Origin of the sequence: Flavobacterium acetivorans (genome assembly GCF_020911885.1) — a bacterium.
Lineage (GTDB): Bacteria > Bacteroidota > Bacteroidia > Flavobacteriales > Flavobacteriaceae > Flavobacterium > Flavobacterium acetivorans.
The window spans coordinates 620,033-639,691 of record NZ_CP087132.1; the positions used below are offsets into that span (position 1 = coordinate 620,033).

The following is a 19,659-nucleotide window of genomic DNA, read 5'->3' on the forward strand; positions in this document are numbered from 1 at the left end:
TAATTGTATATAGTTGTTAAATTTTAGCGAACGCCATGCATCATTTTCTTTAATAATGGAGTTAAAGCAAATAAAACTACTGCCGCAATCCCCGTTAAAATTACAAAAACCATGAAGAATTCAAAAAGATTATGAATTTCAAAACCAGCAAAAAATGGATTGGTTGCACTAATCTGGTTCGACTCTAAAAGCTGCAATTGCTCTGGAGTGGCAGCAACCGTTTTATCTAAAATAGGCTGTAACTCAATTCCCAATTCTTTAGCTTTTGCAAACTTCTCTCCTGTTGCAGGCATGATGGAGCCCAAGGTACCCGATAAAGCATATCCAGCAGCATTAGACAAGAAAAACACACCAAAAAGCAATGAAGAAAAACGTTTTGGTGATAATTTACCTACCAAAGACAATCCTATTGGTGACAAACACAACTCAGCAAAAGTTTGAATTAAATACAAAAGAATCAACCATTTTATAGCCAGAAGCCCACTGTTTCCTAAATCTTTTACGTTGTATGCAATTATAAAATAACTTAGTGCAATCAACGCCAAGCCAATTGCCTGTTTCACCGGAGATATTGGTTCTTTACCATTTTCTCTCAATTTATCCCACAAAATACTAAAAGGCAAAGCGAAAGCAAAAACGAAAATTCCGTTGAAAACCTGAACCATTGAGGCTGGCATTTGCCATCCAAACATAAAAGTTCTATCGGTTTGATTTGCGGCAATAAATGTTAAAGAAGATCCTGCTTGCTCAAAAGCCGCCCAGAAAAATATAATAAAAAATGCTACAATATAAATAACAAAAATTCGGTCTCTCTCTACTTTTGTCAACGAACTATCCGAAATAATCAATCCCGCCAATGTCAATCCGCTGGCGTAAATAATTGGATAAATTAATGTTTGTATAAAGTTATCTCCATCTAAAATATAACGGAAAACAAAAAACAAAAGCACAAAAGCAATAACAGCTCCAATTAAAGCTCGTGTTGAGAAAACTGCTTTTTGAGCTTCGCCTTCTTCATAATCAGTAGTATCATTCTTAGAAGGCAAGCCACCTAACGGTTTTCCTTCTGGAGAAACAACATACTTATTTTTCAATACATAAAAAACAGCTGTTCCAATCAACATCGCAATCGATGCCGCCAAAAATCCCCATTTGAAAGCATGGATATTCTGAACACCATTTACCACTTCGTCACCTAAATAAGGACAAATTGTTTGCCCTAAAAAGGCGCCCAAATTGATTCCCATATAGAAAATAGTAAAAGCGGTATCTAGTTTTGTTTTTTCTTGTTTTGGATACAAGCTCCCAACCATGCTTGAGATGTTTGGTTTAAAAAATCCATTTCCAAAAATAATAATTCCTAATGCTGACCACATTAAAGTATTGGCCAAACTCATATTTGAACCAAAAACACTAGCGCTGGTAAACAGTAAAAACTGTCCTATAGCCATCATCAATCCACCCAATAAAATGCAATTTCTGTTTCCAAAGAAACGATCGGCAATAAAACCACCTAACATTGGAGTTAAGTAACAAAGTCCTAAGAAACCTCCATAAATCAAGGACGCTTCTGACTCTTTCATTAATAAGGAGTTTACCAGAAATAAGGTAAGAATTGCTCGCATTCCATAGAAATTGAAACGCTCCCACATTTCGGTTCCAAATAATACCCAAAGTCCTTTTGGATGTTTTGATTTTACTGCTGTTTCACTCATTTTTATTATATTGGGTTATTAGTTTTATGTTATAAATTTTCTTTGATGAAATTGGTCATTTTAGTGTACAATTGAACTCTGGTTTTACCACCATAAATTCCATGATTTTTATCCGGATAAATCTGTGAATCAAATTGCTTGTTAGCCTGAATCAAAGCTTCCATCATTTGCATCGAATTCTGCACATGCACATTATCATCGGCACTTCCATGAATCAAAAGAAATTTCCCTTTCAATTTCTCCACATGGTTTATTGGCGAATTATCGTCATAACCGCTTGCGTTCTCTTGTGGAGTTTGCATGTATCTTTCGGTATAAATACTGTCATAAAATCTCCAATTCGTCACTGGCGCAACAGCAATTGCCATTTTAAAGGTATCATTCCCTTTCAAAAGACAATTAGAAGCCATAAATCCTCCATAAGACCAGCCAAATATACCTATTCTGGATTTATCTACAAATGAATAATTTCCTATCATTTTAGCGGCATCGATTTGATCTTCCACTTCATACTTTCCTAATTGTAATTGAGTCACTTTCTTAAAATCGGCTCCTTTAAAACCGGTTCCTCTTCCGTCAACGCAAGCTACAATATAACCTTGTTGCGCCAGCATCATAAACCAATAATCATTGCTACCAATACCTTGATTAGCTACCTGCTGAGAACCCGGACCAGAATACTGATGCATGAAAACCGGATATTTTTTGTTGGGATCAAAATCTTTTGGTTTAATCATCCAAGCGTTTAATTCGATTCCTTTGGCTGTTTTTAAAACAAAAAACTCTTTTACTGGCAAATCATAGGCTTTTAATTTGGAAGCCAGTGCAGCGTTATCTTCAATAACTTGTAGTTGTTTCCCTGATTTGGATTCATTCAAAGAATAGCTAACAGGCTGTGTGGCATTAGAAAAAGTTCCAATAAAATATTCGAAATTTGGACTAAAGGTAGCGCCACTTGTTCCAGTTCCGGTAGACAAGCGCACTTTGTTTTTTCCATTTAGACCTATTCTATAAACATCACGATTAATAGAACCATTCTCTACCGATTGATAAAAAATAGTATTTGATTTTTCGTCAAAACCATAATAATTAGTTACTTCCCAGTTTCCTTTGGTTACTTGGTTTTTCAACTTCCCATTTTTGTCATATACATAAATATGATTGAAACCGTCTTTTTCACTTGTCCAAATAAAACTGTTGTCTTTTAAGAAAGTTAAATTATCTGTTACATCCACATAAGCTTTATCTTTTTCGTTCAAAACCACTTTTGATACGCCTGTGTTTCCTTCTACAAACAATAAGTCTAAATTGTTTTGATGACGATTTAAAACCTGAGCCGATAAAACATTGGCATCATTTGTCCATTGCAGTCTGGCAATGTAGAAATCATTATAGTTGCCCAAATCGATTTTTTTGGTGTCTTTAGAGGCTGCGTCAAATATATGCAATGAAACTAGAGAATTTTTTTCTCCAGCTTTTGGATATTTGAATGTTTCAATCGTAGGGTACAAATCTTTGTGAAACATAGACATTGAAAATTCTGGAACCTGACTTTCGTCAAAGCGAATGTAAGCCAGTTTCTTACTGTCTTTACTCCAATCAAATGCTCTCACAAAAGCGAATTCTTCTTCGTAAACCCAGTCCGTTATTCCATTGATAACCGCATTTTTCTTACCGTCAGTAGTAATTTGAACCGTCGCTTTTGAATCGATATCATAAACATAAAGATTATTCTCTTTGGCATAAGCAATCTTTTTTCCATCAGGTGAGAAAGTAGGTTCTTGCACCTGAAAATCGAATAATTTTGTCAATGCCTTAGTTGTCGTATTATATAAATAGTAATCGGCAGTAAAGGAATGACGGAAAATTTGTTTCGTATTACAAGCTAACAAAATATTTTTCTCTGCAGCATCGAAGGTGTAGCTGTCAATCATTGGCAAACCAGAATGGTTTTTTGTATCAATGAGTGTAGATGTTTTCTTAAGAGTTGCAAAATCATACAAATCGATTTGCATCGACCGTGCTGCTCTATTGAAATTCAAGACCGTATACTGGTTAGAATTTTTCATGGACTGCAATTCATCCATTCCTTGGGCACGGAAAGTACCATTATAAATTTCCTCAACGGATATCTTCTGTTGTCCAAAAACGGAAAAACATAAAAATAAAAATAAGACCGTAACTTGCTTAGAATTCATACTATTGATTTATATATAAAAAAGACCCCAATTTTAGTGAAAAAATTACAATTACATAACATTTTATATGTTAAATATTAAAAACAATATTTTTAAGCTCGTATTAATGACGATTAGAAAATGACTAATAAAACCGCTAAAAACGTATCTTTGCCACTAATTACATTATAATCTATTGAAAATGAATAAGCCTGTTGCCGGATTTTCAAAACTATCCAAAGAAGAAAAAATAAACTGGATTGCCAAAGAATACTTTTCAACGCCTCTTGAAGCCATAACTTTACTGAAAAACTATTGGAATTCAGACGAAAAAATACAAAAGTTACACGATGAGTTCATCGAAAACACCATCAGTAACTTCTACATTCCCCTTGGTGTGGCTCCTAATTTCCTAATTAATGGAAAATACCAAACCATTCCGATGGCAATTGAAGAAAGCTCTGTAGTTGCTGCTGCTGCTAAATCCGCTAAATTTTGGTCTACTCGAGGCGGATTCAAAGCCACAGTAATTAATACTGAAAAAATAGGTCAAGTGCACTTCTTGTTTAAAGGTGATGTTTCCAAATTAGAATTATTCTTTGCTCAAACAAAAGCAAAGTTTTTTTCGGAAACGAAAAGCATCACAAAAAACATGCAAAAAAGAGGTGGCGGAATCCTGGATATTGTCCTGAAAGACAAAACCAACTTGCTAGACAATTATTTTCAACTTCATGCCACTTTTGAAACTAAAGACAGCATGGGGGCTAACTTTATCAACTCTTGTTTGGAACAATTTGCCAAAACATTAAAACAAGAAGCCCAATCCTACGAACTTTTTACCGAAACAGAAAAAGAGCTTCAGGTCATTATGAGCATTCTTTCAAATTATGTTCCCAATTGTATCGTACGTGCCGAAGTTTCCTGTCCAATTGAGGATTTAACAGAAAAACACATCACAAACCCACAAGACTTTGCCGAACGCTTCGTTCAGGCCGTTCAAATTGCCGAAGTAGAACCTTATCGAGCTGTAACCCATAATAAAGGAATCATGAACGGAATTGACGCCGTAGTGCTTGCTACAGGCAATGACTTCCGCGCCGTTGAAGCAGGAATCCATGCCTATGCCGCAAAATCCGGTCATTATTCCAGTTTATCGCATGCCAAAATAGAAAATGGCATTTTCAAATTCTGGCTCGAAATTCCTTTAGCACTAGGAACCGTTGGCGGATTAACCTCTTTGCATCCACTGGTAAAACTATCTTTGGAAATGCTCGAAAACCCTTCTGCCAAAGAACTAATGCAGACTGTGGCAGTTGCCGGTTTAGCACAAAACTTCGCTGCTTTGCGCTCCTTGACAACCACAGGAATTCAGGACGGCCACATGAAAATGCATTTGAATAATATCTTAAATCAATTTGAAGCCAATGAAGATGAACGCATCTTGATTCAAAAGCACTTTAAATTGAATGCCGTTTCACATAGTGCCGTTGTCGAATTGATTGAAAATTTAAGAAAATAATTATCGCTTTCAGAAAACCCTTCCAGAGTTTAAAACTCTGGAAGGGTTAAAAAGAACAAAAATGAAACAAGAATTTTACAGCAACGGAAAACTATTAATTACAGGGGAATATCTGGTTCTCGATGGCGCCAAAGCTTTTGCACTTCCTACTAAATTTGGTCAAAACTTACTTATTGACGAAGGTAAAAACCAAGAGATAACTTGGAAAAGCTATGATTCAGATGGAAAAATCTGGTTTGAAGAAAACATTTCTTTTGCCGAAATTTCGTCTTTTAAGATCCCAGAAATGGAATCCGTAAAAACAACCTTATTAGAAATTCTACACCAAGCTTTTTTATTAAATCCTGATTTCTTAAAAACGTCCAAGGGTTACACCATCACAACCCAACTTACTTTTCCTAGAAAATGGGGATTAGGAACTTCGTCCACGCTAATCAATAATATTGCACAATGGCTGCAAATAGATGCATTTGAACTTCTCAACAATAGTTTTGGAGGTAGCGGTTACGATATTGCTTGCGCTCAAAACAATTTTCCTATTTTGTATCATTTAGAACAAGGAAAAGCTGTGGTCGAAAAAATAACTTTTGCTCCTGAGTTCAGCCAAAACATCTATTTTGTTTATCTCAATAAAAAACAAAACAGCAAATCATCCATAGCTAAATACCGAACCAACAAAAGTTTCAAACCAGAAAAGACCATCGAAAAGATTGATGCACTAACTCAAGTCCTTTTACACACAAATGATTTGAACCTATTTTCAGAAACTATAAACGCACACGAAGCCTTGATGAGCCATGTATTAGAAACAAGCACCGTAAAAGAAACTTTATTTCCTGATTTTGAAGGAGCCATAAAAAGCTTGGGAGCTTGGGGAGGCGATTTCATCATGGTGGTTGCTAAAGAAGATCCAAGCCATTATTTTAGCTCAAAAGGATTTGACACCATTATCACTTACAAAGACATGATTTTAAGCTAGACTAAGCCCATTACTTTTTGTGCTTTGATATTTAAAATAAATCCATAAAAAAACCGATACACAAAGCGTATCGGTTTTTTTATGAGTGAATTAGTAATTTACCTTAAGTGAAATTAATAATTGAATTGTTTTCTATTGTCTTTAATTTCTGCACTGTTTTTAAGAGCTGGTAAAACTCTGTTTACATCACCAGCAGCCTGTGCTTTTAATTTAGCTACATAAGGAGTGTGATCTTTCAAAGCTGGAGCTTTAGTAGTACTGATGTTTTTAACAACATATACTCCTGTATTCCCTTCGATTGGTGCTGATAATTTATTTGCCGCTAGTGCAAATGCATTACCTACCACTTTAGGCTCTAAACCTACCCCTGTTAACATTGGATTATCCATAGTTACATCTGCAACTTGAAGAACTGAAGAACCCGCTGCTTTTGCAATAGCTTCCAAAGAACTTCCAGTCATTTTGGCTTTGATTAATTCGGCTTTTTTCTTGTTTTTAAGAATTGACTCTACATAAGGTCTCGCCTGAGTAACAGAAACTAATCCCGAATCGTCAATACTTTTCACTCTTGCGATAACGTGACCAATGTTAGCCACTTCAAAACGTTTTACCGTACCTACTTTAGAATCTCCTTCAAAAGCCCATCTTACAATTGCTCTTTGATTTCCAAGTGGTCCAAAGTTTTCGTCCATTGCAGCAACAGTAACTGGAGCTGCGATAGTAAGCTTCATTTCTTTAGCTACTTTATTGAAATCTTTATCTGCAGCATCCATTTCAAATTTAGTTGCCTCTGTAAATATTTTATCCGAAGTAGCTTCAGAAGCTTCTACTTTTTGAGCTACAGTCGCTAAACGAATTCCATCTTGTTTATCGGCAATTTTAATGATGTGAAAACCAAAGTCAGTTTCTACTAAACCTACTTTTCCTATCCCATTATTGAATACGAAATCATTGAATGGTTTTACCATTTGATTTTGTTCAAAATAACCTAAATCTCCACCTTGTTGAGCCGAAGAATCATCAGAGTTCGTGAAAGCTAGCATTAAGAAACTATCTGGATTAGCATTTACCTGAGCCAAAATAGATTCTGCTTTTGCTTTTGCTTCTTCTTTAGTTCTTTTCTCTTTCTTATTAGGAACTTGTGTTCCTTCATAGCTAATCAAAATATGACTTGCTTTAGCGCTTACGCCCGCTTTTTTGCCCATAGATTTAGAAATACAGTAGTATTTTCCAAACATATAAGGACCATAAACTTCTCCAGGAGCAAGATTGAATAATCTATCAGCATCTATAGCTGGCAAATCTTTCTTAGCAACATATGTAGAATCATAAGGTACATCAGAATTTGAATTTACAAATTCAACTGTGTTTTTAGCCGATTTAAAACCAGCCAAAGTATCGTTTTTACCCGTTGCTTGGTTATACACTACACTGCCTGAAAGCAAAGCTGTTATTCTTGACTTCACCTCAGCCACATCAGCTGCAGAAGCTTTATCTTCAATTAAAACATATTCTACTTCGCGAGTTTCATCTGCTTTAAATTTCTTTTCGTTTTTCTTCATATAATCCAAAATCTCAGCATCAGTAACTTTTACATCACTGTCTTTAATCGTAGAATACAATCCGGCAACATAAGCAAAGTTTACTTTATTAGCTTCCATTTCATATTTCAGCTTTCCTTCACTTTCTGTTGTAAAAGCGCTCGCTTTAATCAACGTATTATAGATTTGATATTTTGCGTTTAATTCAGCGTCTTTTTCTCTATCTTTTAAAAATTGAGCTTGTGCAGGATTTGCTTTAAAATATTCTTTGAACTTTGCAAGATCAAATATTCCGGCAGCATTCAAAAACATAGGATTTCTACCAATATTTTGATCTGCTTTCAAAACTTCCATTAAGTGTTTCTCTCCAACTCTTAATCCAATTTTATCAAATTCAGAAGTCAACAAAGCAATAGTAACCTCTTGATCCCAAACTCTGTTTGCAGCTGCTGTAGCAGTAATCCCTTGACCACTTTTCTCAACATTACCTACTTTAATTCTAAAATCTTCAAATGAAATATCTTTTCCATTGATACTCCCTACATCTTTTGACGTACTGTCGAAACTACCACTTTTAAATAAATCACCTATGATAAATGCAAATAAAGCCAATGCGATAACTGCAATCATTAAAGCGGAACGTTGTCTAATTTTTGATAAAACTGCCATTTTTATTGTTGTTAATTTTATATTCAGTTTGCGAAAATACAATTATATGATTAATATTTATACTAGTAGCGTTTTATTTTACAAAAAAAATGTTTTTATAAAATAAATTACTCTTTTATGGTCATTTTTACCAATTCTATTTTTTTATTTGTCGCTTCTTCTATCACAAAATGATAGTTCCCTATGACAATCACCTCTCCTTTTGACGGAATTTCCTTAGTGAAATCGACAATAAAACCACCCAAAGTACCATAAGAATCGCTCTCAGGAATTGATAGCTTATAAGCCTGATTCAAATACTCGACATCAAATCGTGCCGAAAAAAGATAACTATCCTCATCCAGCTCTTTTTCAATCAGTTCTTCATCTGAATCGTGTTCATCTTCAATCTCCCCAAAAAGTTCCTCCACGATATCTTCTATAGTAATAATCCCCGAAGTCCCTCCGTATTCATCTAGCACTACTGCGACGCTTTTTCGTTTTTTGGTCAGCAGATCCATTACATCTTTTATATAAATGGTTTCAGGAACAAATTCTACAGGAATAACAATCGACTTGATGCTTTGAGGCTTCTTAAACAAATCAAACGAATGCACATAACCCACAATATCGTCCAATGAATTTTGATAAACCACAATTTTAGAATAACCTGTCTCTACAAATAAATCTTTCAGCTCCGCTACAGAATCAAACAAATCAATCGCAACAATTTCGGTTCTGGGACTCATGACATCCCTGGCTTTTACTCCTGAAAATTCCAGTGCATTTTGAAATATTTGAATTTCTGAATCCACTTCTTCATCATCTTCAACAGTACTCATTTGCTCCGTAATATAATTCCCAAGCTCGACCTTACTAAAATAAAGCTGAATTTGATCTCCCTCTGTTTTAAAAAATGTCTTAAGTATAAAATCCGAAACCCAGATCAAAAAAGTAGAGATAAAATAAAACAACAGGTAAAAAACATAAGCTGGAACAGCGAAAAACTTTATTAAAGCATTAGCATAAATTTGAAAAAAAACCTTTGGCAAAAACTCAGCCGTAATCAACACAATTAATGTCGACAACAGGATTTGAATAAAAAGGCTCAACACATCCGAAAACTGATAATTCAGCGAATTGATCCAGCGCATCAATAATTCGCCCATAAAAAAACCGTAAACCACCAAAGCAATATTGTTACCAATGAGCATGGCCGCAATAAATTTTGACGGTTTTTCCGTTAATTTAGTCAGTATTTTAGAGAGAAAATTATCTTGTTTTTTTTCTATTTCAAGATAAATTTTATTGGAAGAAATAAATGCAATTTCCATTCCTGAAAAAAAAGCAGATAATATTAGACACAATATTATAATACTAATTTCCATGAATTATTGTTTTTTATTGCGCTCTTCTATTTTTTTTGCGAATTTCATTCTAAAGAAAAACATAAAAACAGCAAGTCCAGCAATTAAAAGACTCAGTTTAGGCGTAGCATCAGCCATTTCCCATTTTACAAATGCATCGTAAACAAAAACTGCTGCAAAAACAAGATAAAGATACGGTGTGTATTTTAAGTAACCCATAATTTAAAATTTAGCTATTTATTCGGCGCTTTCCACTTCGCCGGTTATTCTTTGTGAATTTATAATTTTAAAGTCTTTACTGAAATCTATTCCCTGACCGTTAGAAACCCCTTTGATATCAGTAAATTTAAACTTTTTCTCAGTAAAAAACCATTCGTTTTTTTGATCGTAATAGAGTTGTTCTGTTTCGAGCATTTGCCCGTCTTCGGAAGCAATTTTAACTTTTCCTCTTAAATCAATAATTCCGGTCACTTTGTAAGAAACTGCGTAAACAGAAGTTATGCGCGTTTTCTTAGCCTTGGCATCATACAAGGTAACATCTATTCCTTTTGGGAATTCGGTAAAGGGAAAATCGACACTGGTATAATCTAACATCTTCGGACTTAGCAAAACGGCTTTTATAAGCCCTGAATCTGTATATTTCAAATTAACGTTATCTGCATCGCCATTAGGAGTAAATTCTGAAAAATTTATTTTTTGAACTTCCTTAAAATTACTTTCGCACCCAAAAAACAGAGTCATGGCTAAAACCATGACTGCTGTGATTGTTTTATATTTATTAAATAAAATCATATATCGATACTGACAAAATGAAATATAACTATTGTCGTTTCTAAAAAATTATTCAAATTTTCTTTTTACAAACCATTTGTCGTTAAGAGAAAATCCTACACTAATATTAGCATAGTTTTCTTGAACTAAATTAGAAGAAGTTGTTCCTTTTTTACCTAATTCAAAACCAATATTAACATTAGAGAAACTACCTGATATAGGTAACCCAAGTCCTAAAGTTAAGCCTATGTCATTTATAGATTCTGAGTTAACCATTAATCCGGTTTTATCAAATTTTAAACCTCCTCTATAAACGATTCTTTTGGCATAGCTCGAAAAAGAATTGTAGTTAGGAATATAATATCCACCAAGACTGTACTTCATCGACTTCTCATAAGAGACAATATTCATATCATTATACGTATTCACTAAATCGCCTTTACTTCCAGCTACTATCTGAGCTCCTATTAACCATTTTTGAGATTCTCCTATTCCAGCTCCAAAAGACAATTTACTAGGCAACTTTAAATCCTTTGCAAATTTTTCCTGATCAAGAACATCATCAACCCTCATATCATAGCTCACGGTCAAAATATTTCTGGTATTATTAGATGTCAATGTACTTTCTAAGGTATAATTTAAACTACTATAAAAATTAAGCTTTTTACTTATCTTGGTTTTATACATTGTTCCCACATTAAAATTGACCCCTGACAAAGTCGCAGTATTCAACTCTTGAGTTCCTAACGGAACTCCAGTAACAAATTCTAACCTAGTATTTTCAATTTTTCCAAAATTATATTGCACATCGGCACCAATACTGAAATTAGGCGCAATTTTATAACCCACGCCTAAAAAAGCCTTATTTAAACCTCCCGAACCAGAAAAACGCTTACTACCACCTTCCAAAGATTCTACTTTATATCCCACCGAAGAATAAGGAATCAATCCAAACCCAATTCCAAATTTTCCCATAGGAAGTCCTACAGCAAGATAATCCAAAGTGGTTCTTTTAGCCGATTCAGACTTGGAATCCGATTTCAATTTATTAGTATTATAAGTCCCTCCTAAAGAAAAAGTGGTGAGTTTTAAATTAGCAAAACTCGCCGGATTCTCTAAATTAAGATGTATACTGTCTTGTTCTACTGCTAAACCTGCCATTGAACGATTCTCTGCCGCTCCTTTAAATCGCACATCACCAATTCCATAAAAAGAATAAGGAGACGAAGTCCCTTCTTGAGCAAAAGACACTAACGACAAAAGCAAACAAGTGCTTACTATAATTTTTTTAATCATTTTTGATTTTATATTGAAATGTTCGGTTCAAACTCTCTAAAAGAAAATTTGAATTGGCAAATATGGTATTTTTTAATCGTTTAGCCAAAAATTCTGTATCCCCACCCGTTAAAATTATTATAAATTTTAAACATTGTCCTCTATATTCGTTAATAAAACCATCGATCTCATAAACCAATCCGTTCACCACACCGGAATGAATTGACTCAGAAGTAGATTTCCCAATAAAATGCTTCGGTTCATCCAAAGTTAACAAAGGTAATTTTGAAGTAAAATTATGCAATGCCTCATACCTCAAACGCAGCCCTGGCGAGATCGCTCCGCCAAGATAATGATCATTTTCATCAATAAAATCGTAGGTGACACAGGTTCCGGCATCAATAACCAATCGATTTTGATTAGGATACTGCAAAGTGGCTCCCGCAGCAAGAACCATCCTATCAATCCCTAAAGTTTGCGGCGTTTCATAGCTGTTGACAAACGGAAAAGAATCCTTGTGCGAAACAAAATGTATTTTCACCTCTTTTTCTAACTCTAAAAAAGACTCTTTTTCTATATTTCCAACTGATGCCACAACCAAATGCGTCGTTTTCTTATATTTATTTAAAATATTTTTAATTTTTTCCTGAAGCTCCTTTTTCTCAAAAACAAAATATTCAATAAGGATATCATCCTCAAAAACAGCACCTTTAATTCTTGTATTCCCAACATCAACCGTTAAAACCATAATTCCATTTTTGTTTTTGCGAAGGTACGAATACATTTTTTTTAAAAAATGTATTGCACAAACAAAAAAACATCCTATATTTGCACCCGCAACAAGCACGGTACCTTAGCTCAGATGGTAGAGCAATGGACTGAAAATCCATGTGTCCCTGGTTCGATCCCTGGAGGTACCACAAAACCCGAATAGAAATATTCGGGTTTTTGTTTTTAACCTCTTTTTAATTGCATTGCATAAAAAGGATCAATACAAAAACCTGTGGAGCAGCAAAAATTAAGCATAAATATTAGTTAGCCTAAAAAGGAAAAATTCAATATTGCTCACTCTACTGAATTTTGATCTAAATGCTTCTGTTTTTCTAATTAATCCTAGTGTTTTTTTGTAGGAATTCGACAAGTATTTTTTAGAGTTTAGGATGGTGATTTTTTAGCGTTTTATTGCTGCTTTCCAGTTTTGATATTTCAGTCATACACTATCCATGCATTATCCATACACTATCCATGCTTTAACTATGCTTTATCCGTTAGGTGATTTCATGTTGTTTTTCAGTCTAAAAGCTTGATTTTATATGTTTTTTCTTATAATTAAAAACTTCTTAAAAGATTAGCTTATTGTGGCTTAGCAAGCTCAATTTGTCCTACAAAAATGGATAATCGATGGCTTTAATTCAGATCAATTTTTAAAGTTATTGAGCGGTAAAAATCAAGCCTAAAAAGTAGTTGCCTTGTGGCGGACGAAATTGAAGGATCGGACTAAGCTCTTAGTAATAGGTTCAGACGTTAAGCTGTAATGTAGCATCTTTTAACCCCAAAAGCAACCAAGCTTATCTTCTTCAACAATTTTTACAAAAAAAAGGAGCTGATCCTAGAACAGCTCCAATCAATCTTTTATTCAATCGTAAAATTATCCTACATTTTATTAAACTTGAACTTCTGTCCTCCCACTGATGCTTCATACATCAGCCCACCTTTTTGCATAGTAAACACCATAATCCCGTCTGCATATTTTACATTTGCCGAAGCCCCCTCGGTTACGGCTACTGCGGAAACTTGGGCAGAGAACTCGAATCGGCTTTCTTTAAACCGCTCCATATCCTTTTTAGATTCAAAAAATATCACTTCACGGTACGCTTGTCCTCCAGCTTGAAAACCTATACTCAGTTGTGAGAGTTTCGCCATTCCCGTTAGCTTGTTGTGCTCATAAACAGATCCATTTCCGGCCGCGCCACCTACACCAAGTCCTCCTTTTCCAACATTAGGAAAAATAACATAACCATAGGCTTTTTCAAAAAGTCCTTTCATAAGAGGATCTGCTTTAATAAACTCGGCTTTTGCAGTCTTGCTGTCGGCAACAATTTTATTCTTCTTAGATGCCGATTGTCCAAACATAGGCACTGTACTTATCAAACAAGCCATCGCCATTACCCAAATAATACTTAAATTTTTCATACTTCTCCTTTTTAAATTGTTGTAAAGCAACTTATAGCTATGTTTTTACCCATAAACAAAGAGTAAAATACACCTTCTCAAATATACCAAAAATTCTTCAAATAAATTAAAAATCAATTGATTATCAACAATATACATTCAAAAAAAACAAAGTATCAATTAGTTTTAAACGCCCATATCTGACCCCGTGTTTCTCCTCCTTTATTGTCTTTGACCACAACTCTCCAATAATAATTTTTAGAAGCTTCCAAATCAACATCCAAAGTGGTTGCCGTTTTATTCTCTCCTAGTTTTTGCGTAGGCGGATTAGTTGTACCAAAGAACACATCATAAACAAGAACATCATTTACATCTGCGTCACTTGCATTCCACTTTAAAGTTACCGCAGCAGCATTTAAAACCTGATTTAAAGTTGGCGAGAGCAATTCTGGCGCGAACGGTAAATGATTCGTCAAGCCGTTTCCTTCGGTGTAAAAGCTGTAAGTTTGGGAATAAGCACCGGATAAATTTTTACTATCTGTTGCTTTCACGCGCCAATAATAAGCCACTCCTTTTTCCAAAGAAATAGATTGCGTATTGGCTGTTCCTTCGCTTGTTTTCACTATTTGCAAAAACTGATTGTCCTTTGCCACTTGTATCTGATAAGTTATCGGATTATTTTCGGCATCAATCGCTTTTTCCCATTCAAAATTAATCGAATTATCAACGCATAATTTATTATTTGTGGGCGACACCAATAAAGGGATTGTTGGTGCAGTGTTTTCCTTTTCTGGGGGAGTTCCCGGATTATCGCTTCCTCCTCCACAAGAAAAAATAAAAGAACAAATAAACGACAGGTATAAAAAATTTTTCATCATTATTTTTTTATTATGGTTAGCACTTTAGGATTATCCAGAAAAATCTTGGCAAAATAAACTCCCTCTGATTGGTCTGCCAAATTAAGCTGCACCTTATCATTTACAACCGGATAAACCTTCCTTGAAATCAACTGAGAAAACACATTATAAAGCGCTATTTCTAAGGTATCTTTCGAACCCGGCAATGCAATTTCAAAGACATCAGCGGTTGGATTTGGATACAACGATATCATTTCCGGTACATCTTCTATCTTTCTTGAATATATTCCTTCGCAGAGTTTGGCCGTTTTTACCTCAACAAAATCCCCTGATTGCGCCTCTATAAGAAAAGAAGAAGAGGTCGTTTCAAATTGCGATTTTCCGTTTACAGCTATTTGATAAGGAGCGGTTCCTTCTTCAATTTCAATCAAAACTTTATTTGAAGAAACGGTAGATTTTCCGCTGATTGTTTTCCCTTTGGGAATAGTAATGCTATAACATTGTTCGAATGTTTCTCCCGCTACCGAAATACAAACAACGTAGGTATCCGGAATCAAATTTGAAATATTCAAGCGATTATTAACAAAAGCATAGGCTTTTCCATTAACAATAGCCGTATAATCGTAACTTTCAGCAGCATTGATATTTATTTCACCATTATTTTTCCCAAGACAAGTTTCGCCTTTTGATTCAATCGAAAAATTATCTGTAGGCAATTCAAAATCGGAGGGTTGAATATCTAATTTTGATTTTTGATTGCCATAGACTTTAAATCCTCCGGGCGGTAGCGAAATAGGAGCATTAACATCTACTACCTCAACAGAAGAATTATCCATCAGATTGTACCAGGTTCCGGTATAAGGAAAAGCAGTAGCCACATTTTGTTGTGTTACATCAAAATTAGCCAAGATCAAAACATCTTTAAGCTCCGTATTTGCCAATGCAGCATTCGTAATTTTAATATTCGGATACAGCGAACTGGCATTAGCCATCGTTGCCGTTCCGGAAAAAACAGCCTCGGTTGTTTTTAAGGCAATCATTGTAGACCAATTCTTATAGATTTTGCTTCTTTTAGCATCTCCTAACCAGTTGTTAGTCCATTGTAATTGTGGTTTAGTATCCAATTTACAGTCGCCAGAAATGGCATCATTAGACGTATTAACCGAACCATTATTACACGTAAAAATAGAAGAATCCCAACCCAATTCCCCAAATTGCCAAATCATTTTTGGTCCGGGAACCAATAAAGAAACAGCTCCGATTGCCGACATTCTAGATAAGGCCGTACTCAGATTCTTAACATTGTGTGTTGCATTGGTACTATTGCCAAATTGCAAATTTTTGTACATCAAACGTTCTTCATCATGGCTTTCGGCATAACCCATCAAACGATTAGCAGCGAAACCTCTGCTGGCGTTATTCATTCTGGAAATATTAGAAGTATATCCCATAGAAAGTTCGTTATAAGCCCCGTTCATATTGCCCCACATCATAATTCCCTTACTTGGTGTTTCGGTAATTCTATAATTGGCCCATTGCTGCTCTTCGGCATCTGTACCTAAATGTTCAAAAATGGTATAATGTGTTGGGTCCAAGCTCCAAGAATAATCAGCATACGATTTCAAAACATCTACTCGATCTTGCTGGTAGGAATTGGTACAATTCTCATCTGAAGCTGCACAGTTTTGCGTAAAGCCTTTGGTTAAATCCCAGCGAAATCCATCAATTTTATATTCTTCAATCCATTGTTTTATGACTCTCTGGACATAATTTTGTGTCCTGGCTTGTTGATGATTAAAATCTTCGCCAACATTATAACTGTGCTTGGCAACCATATTAAAATAAGGATTTTCGGAAGTTGGCGCACCAAATCCGTCACCATCGGGATCGTTCATCCACATGCGCACCATTGGATTTCTTCCAAAAGCATGATTTAAAGCCACATCCAAAATCACCGCAATTCCGTTTTGATGGCATAAATCGATGAATTCTTTTAGCTTATCCGAAGTCCCATAAAATTTATCCAAAGCCATATGAAATGAGGTATTGTAACCCCAACTTTCATTGCCTTCAAACTCCATAACGGGCATCAATTGAATCGCATTAATTTTAAGATTTTTAAAATAATCGATTCGATCTATTAAACTCTGAAAATTACGGCCGCTATCAAAATCCCGAATCAAAGCCTCATAAACCACTAATTTTTCTTTCTCCGGTTTTACGAAATTTGGAGTTTGCCAATTGTAAGGAGTTTGCCCCGTTTTTAAAACCGTTACCTCAAAACTTTGACCCGAAGGATAAGTCGGCATATTAGGATAAGTTGCATTTGGAATTCCGGCATCATCATAAGGAGACAAAACCAAAGTAGAATACGGATCGGCTGTTTTTACCAGCGCAGGAGAGTTTGCAATTGGCGTTGTTTCAACCACCCAGTATTGATAGCTATTATTTTCTCCCGAAACCAATCCGGTTAATTCCAACCAAAATTTTCCTGAAACCGGATCCTTTTTCATTGCAAAAGCCGAAGTAGGATTCCAATTATTGAAACTCCCGGCGACGTAAACAAAATCTTTTAAAGGCGCATCTAGAACCAATGTCGCTTTAGTCGCATCGGCCAAATTATGATTTATTCCATCAACTAAACCCGCAGGCATCGCTTCTAAAATGGTATTGGGATTTACAATTACCGAGAACTTTTTAGAGATTACCGTTGAACCTTGAGTCACAATTAATTCGTAATTCTGGTTTGTAGCTATCGCCGAATGGGTATAAGAATAGGATGCTGTACTTGAATTTGAATTCAAAATAATCCCATTTGACTTTAAAACATAGCTAGCGTTTCCGTTTGAATTAGTCGCTGCAATATTAAAATCTGATCCCGAAGCGATAATCGCAGTACTATTTTGCACAGGCGAAGACAATGTTACTTGAAACGAGCCAACGGCAACCAGAATATCCTGCGATTTTTTGTCGCCGGTTCCGTCTTTGGCTTTGATCAAAAAACCGATTTTCCCAATTCCTGTTGTGTTGTAATAGGTTTTTGGCGTAAAGGTTTTGGTATAGGTATCGTTTGCTGAATTATAGGTGAATTTTGCCGCTTCATCAGATGCTGTCCAAGCCCCATTATTTGGTGTTCCCTTTTGAGTAACACCACTTGCATCGAAAGCCCAAGCCCAAAGGTAAAGCGCGTTTCCAGCCACTCCCCAAGTAGCCTCATTAATGCTGCTACCGTTAATGGTTATGGTTATCGCAGTGTTTTCCTCAAATGTTGTGGGGCTTACAGAATAACTCACTGTTTGCTGTTGGGCAACAGCGATTAGTGTAAATAGTGTAAAAATTAAAAGTAAAGTTTTTTTCATGGCTTGACAGTAATTAAATTAAATAAAAAAAGGGCCATACGAAGACAGCCCTTTTCAATAAATAAAATCAATTTTGATTAAAAATTAATTTGGTATTAATTTTAAACTGTAGTTTGCTGAATTATTTAAATCCAACACTACTTTGTAATTTCCAGCCGCTGGAACTTTCATATTCCCTCCATTAAGCTTTATTTTATTTTGGGATGTAGCTACAAGAGTTTCTACATTTCCAGACATTGTACCCATTTTTATAGACCAATCGTCTTTTAGACGAACTAGAAATTCATCCGCTTTTAATACTAAATCTTTGGTGTACATTCTATAATAGGGTGAAGCCGGATTAGTATCAAAAACTAAATCGGTAGGATTATCCCAACCATTAGGTGTAGCTGCTCCTATTATAGCCACTCGCACTTTAGCAATAGTATAAGTATTTGCTAACCAATCTACAGTAAAGAAATAAGTTCCTGCACCATCTACTGGTTTAATGTCTTTTCCGCCTAATGTTGTAAATGTATTTGGATTTTCAGTAAGATCACCCTTATCACCAGACCAAGCTGGACCAGGGGTAAATTTGAATGCTGGAGAAGCATTATTCATCCACACAAAACCTTCGTATTTGCCGTTGTTATTTGCCGAAAATAATCTTGGTGCGTTATCTGGTGCCCAATCAGCAAAAGTGCTTGAGCCACCATAATTACCCGGAACATAAATCCTATCGAACTCATCAAAAGTATCAAAAGGATTTCCGGTAAAAGCTATTTCTTGAGAAATTGATTTAACTCCATTTGCAGAAGATTCAAGTTGAGTAGATGGCATCCCTACCACTCTCATTTTAAAACTTCCAGAAGCTCCAATTGCACCTCCGGCACCTAACAACATAGAATTCAACTGTCTTTGGGTTAAAGTTTTCTCGTGATTTGATTTGGAACTATCATTAAAACTTCCAAGAACAAAAGATTGAGGTTCAGAAAAATCGGCTGTAGCTTTAACAACTTGCAGTGAATAAGTCACCGAAGCAGAATATCCAAAATCAGCGGAGGACCACTTTATTGTTGCTACATCATCAGCTGCTTTTGGAGCCGTCAACACATAATCAGCTCCCGCCGGTGTGCTCAAAACGATATTTTGAATTACCGAAGCAACCGGATCCTGATTCTCATTTGTACAAGAAACCAACGAACTGGCTATTCCTGTCAATAAAATCAAACTTAAAAATATTTTTTTCATAATATAAATTTTATTTAAACTCGTTAGTTAATCGATTCGAACCAAGGAG

Annotated in this window: 14 protein-coding genes and 1 tRNA gene; 3 read left to right on the forward strand and 12 right to left on the reverse strand. The window is 35.3% G+C overall.

Features of this window, described 5'->3' with window-relative positions:
- Positions 1 to 23 precede the first annotated feature (23 nt).
- Together LNP19_RS02775 and LNP19_RS02780 are read right to left on the reverse strand one after the other, a co-directional pair.
- Entirely contained in the window at positions 24 to 1,715 is a 1,692-nt protein-coding gene (locus LNP19_RS02775) for a peptide MFS transporter (RefSeq protein ID WP_230063294.1), read from the reverse strand.
- Positions 1,716 to 1,744: 29 nt separating this feature from the next.
- The gene (locus LNP19_RS02780) at positions 1,745 to 3,913 is read right to left on the reverse strand and encodes a S9 family peptidase (RefSeq protein WP_230063295.1); all 2,169 of its coding nucleotides are present in this window, start codon (positions 3,911 to 3,913) and stop codon (positions 1,745 to 1,747) included.
- A gap of 181 nt (positions 3,914 to 4,094) precedes the next feature.
- Between LNP19_RS02780 and LNP19_RS02785 the strand changes: the two genes are divergently transcribed.
- Together LNP19_RS02785 and LNP19_RS02790 are read left to right on the forward strand one after the other, a co-directional pair.
- Positions 4,095 to 5,411, forward strand: coding sequence for a hydroxymethylglutaryl-CoA reductase, degradative (locus LNP19_RS02785; protein ID WP_230063296.1), 1,317 nt, complete (start codon positions 4,095 to 4,097; stop codon positions 5,409 to 5,411).
- 61 nt (positions 5,412 to 5,472) lie between these two features.
- Entirely contained in the window at positions 5,473 to 6,390 is a 918-nt protein-coding gene (locus LNP19_RS02790) for a GYDIA family GHMP kinase (RefSeq protein ID WP_230063297.1), read from the forward strand.
- Between the two features lie 113 nt (positions 6,391 to 6,503).
- On the opposite strand, the gene LNP19_RS02795 is transcribed toward LNP19_RS02790, so the two are convergent.
- From LNP19_RS02795 to LNP19_RS02820, 6 genes are all read right to left on the reverse strand, one after another.
- Positions 6,504 to 8,600 (reverse strand): peptidylprolyl isomerase, encoded by a 2,097-nt coding sequence (locus LNP19_RS02795; RefSeq protein ID WP_230063298.1) that lies wholly within the window; start codon positions 8,598 to 8,600, stop codon positions 6,504 to 6,506.
- 107 nt (positions 8,601 to 8,707) lie between these two features.
- On the reverse strand, positions 8,708 to 9,967 hold the full coding sequence (locus LNP19_RS02800; protein ID WP_230063299.1) for a hemolysin family protein: 1,260 nt from the start codon (positions 9,965 to 9,967) through the stop codon (positions 8,708 to 8,710).
- A gap of 3 nt (positions 9,968 to 9,970) precedes the next feature.
- Positions 9,971 to 10,165 (reverse strand): hypothetical protein, encoded by a 195-nt coding sequence (locus LNP19_RS02805; protein WP_230063300.1) that lies wholly within the window; start codon positions 10,163 to 10,165, stop codon positions 9,971 to 9,973.
- An 18-nt stretch (positions 10,166 to 10,183) separates the two neighbouring features.
- A complete protein-coding gene (gene lptC, locus LNP19_RS02810) occupies positions 10,184 to 10,738 on the reverse strand; it encodes an LPS export ABC transporter periplasmic protein LptC (protein WP_230063301.1) in 555 nt (184 codons plus the stop codon).
- Between the two features lie 48 nt (positions 10,739 to 10,786).
- Positions 10,787 to 12,013 carry a BamG family beta-barrel-assembly machinery protein gene (gene bamG / locus LNP19_RS02815; protein ID WP_230063302.1) on the reverse strand — a complete coding sequence of 409 codons (1,227 nt, stop codon included), beginning with the start codon at positions 12,011 to 12,013 and terminating at the stop codon, positions 10,787 to 10,789.
- Entirely contained in the window at positions 12,006 to 12,740 is a 735-nt protein-coding gene (locus tag LNP19_RS02820; protein WP_230064204.1) for a type III pantothenate kinase, read from the reverse strand. The genes bamG and LNP19_RS02820 overlap by 8 nt, the downstream gene beginning before the upstream one ends.
- Before the next feature lie 99 nt (positions 12,741 to 12,839).
- Between LNP19_RS02820 and LNP19_RS02825 the strand changes: the two genes are divergently transcribed.
- Positions 12,840 to 12,912 (forward strand) — tRNA-Phe (locus LNP19_RS02825).
- A 733-nt stretch (positions 12,913 to 13,645) separates the two neighbouring features.
- Here LNP19_RS02825 and LNP19_RS02830 read toward each other — a convergent pair.
- From LNP19_RS02830 to LNP19_RS02845, 4 genes are all read right to left on the reverse strand, one after another.
- A complete protein-coding gene (locus LNP19_RS02830) occupies positions 13,646 to 14,185 on the reverse strand; it encodes a lipid-binding SYLF domain-containing protein (protein WP_230063303.1) in 540 nt (179 codons plus the stop codon).
- 155 nt (positions 14,186 to 14,340) lie between these two features.
- Positions 14,341 to 15,039: a fibronectin type III domain-containing protein gene (locus tag LNP19_RS02835; protein WP_230063304.1), complete on the reverse strand. Its 699-nt coding sequence runs from the start codon at positions 15,037 to 15,039 to the stop codon at positions 14,341 to 14,343.
- Positions 15,040 to 15,041: 2 nt separating this feature from the next.
- Positions 15,042 to 18,380, reverse strand: coding sequence for an alpha-amylase family glycosyl hydrolase (locus tag LNP19_RS02840; RefSeq protein ID WP_230063305.1), 3,339 nt, complete (start codon positions 18,378 to 18,380; stop codon positions 15,042 to 15,044).
- An 84-nt stretch (positions 18,381 to 18,464) separates the two neighbouring features.
- Positions 18,465 to 19,610 carry a SusE domain-containing protein gene (locus LNP19_RS02845; RefSeq protein WP_230063306.1) on the reverse strand — a complete coding sequence of 382 codons (1,146 nt, stop codon included), beginning with the start codon at positions 19,608 to 19,610 and terminating at the stop codon, positions 18,465 to 18,467.
- Between the last annotated feature and the right edge of the window lie 49 nt (positions 19,611 to 19,659).

What these genes read in the sequence shown, in the direction of transcription:
- LNP19_RS02775 (WP_230063294.1), bottom strand. Translation starts at nt 1,715, where the DNA reads ATGAGTGAAACAGCAGTAAAATCAAAACATCCAAAAGGACTTTGGGTA.
- LNP19_RS02820 (WP_230064204.1), bottom strand. Translation starts at nt 12,740, where the DNA reads ATGGTTTTAACGGTTGATGTTGGGAATACAAGAATTAAAGGTGCTGTT.
- LNP19_RS02830 (WP_230063303.1), bottom strand. Translation starts at nt 14,185, where the DNA reads ATGAAAAATTTAAGTATTATTTGGGTAATGGCGATGGCTTGTTTGATA.
- LNP19_RS02800 (WP_230063299.1), bottom strand. Translation starts at nt 9,967, where the DNA reads ATGGAAATTAGTATTATAATATTGTGTCTAATATTATCTGCTTTTTTT.
- LNP19_RS02835 (WP_230063304.1), bottom strand. Translation starts at nt 15,039, where the DNA reads ATGAAAAATTTTTTATACCTGTCGTTTATTTGTTCTTTTATTTTTTCT.
- LNP19_RS02790 (WP_230063297.1), top strand. Translation starts at nt 5,473, where the DNA reads ATGAAACAAGAATTTTACAGCAACGGAAAACTATTAATTACAGGGGAA.
- lptC (WP_230063301.1), bottom strand. Translation starts at nt 10,738, where the DNA reads ATGATTTTATTTAATAAATATAAAACAATCACAGCAGTCATGGTTTTA.
- LNP19_RS02795 (WP_230063298.1), bottom strand. Translation starts at nt 8,600, where the DNA reads ATGGCAGTTTTATCAAAAATTAGACAACGTTCCGCTTTAATGATTGCA.
- LNP19_RS02840 (WP_230063305.1), bottom strand. Translation starts at nt 18,380, where the DNA reads ATGAAAAAAACTTTACTTTTAATTTTTACACTATTTACACTAATCGCT.
- LNP19_RS02785 (WP_230063296.1), top strand. Translation starts at nt 4,095, where the DNA reads ATGAATAAGCCTGTTGCCGGATTTTCAAAACTATCCAAAGAAGAAAAA.
- LNP19_RS02845 (WP_230063306.1), bottom strand. Translation starts at nt 19,610, where the DNA reads ATGAAAAAAATATTTTTAAGTTTGATTTTATTGACAGGAATAGCCAGT.
- bamG (WP_230063302.1), bottom strand. Translation starts at nt 12,013, where the DNA reads ATGATTAAAAAAATTATAGTAAGCACTTGTTTGCTTTTGTCGTTAGTG.
- LNP19_RS02805 (WP_230063300.1), bottom strand. Translation starts at nt 10,165, where the DNA reads ATGGGTTACTTAAAATACACACCGTATCTTTATCTTGTTTTTGCAGCA.
- LNP19_RS02780 (WP_230063295.1), bottom strand. Translation starts at nt 3,913, where the DNA reads ATGAATTCTAAGCAAGTTACGGTCTTATTTTTATTTTTATGTTTTTCC.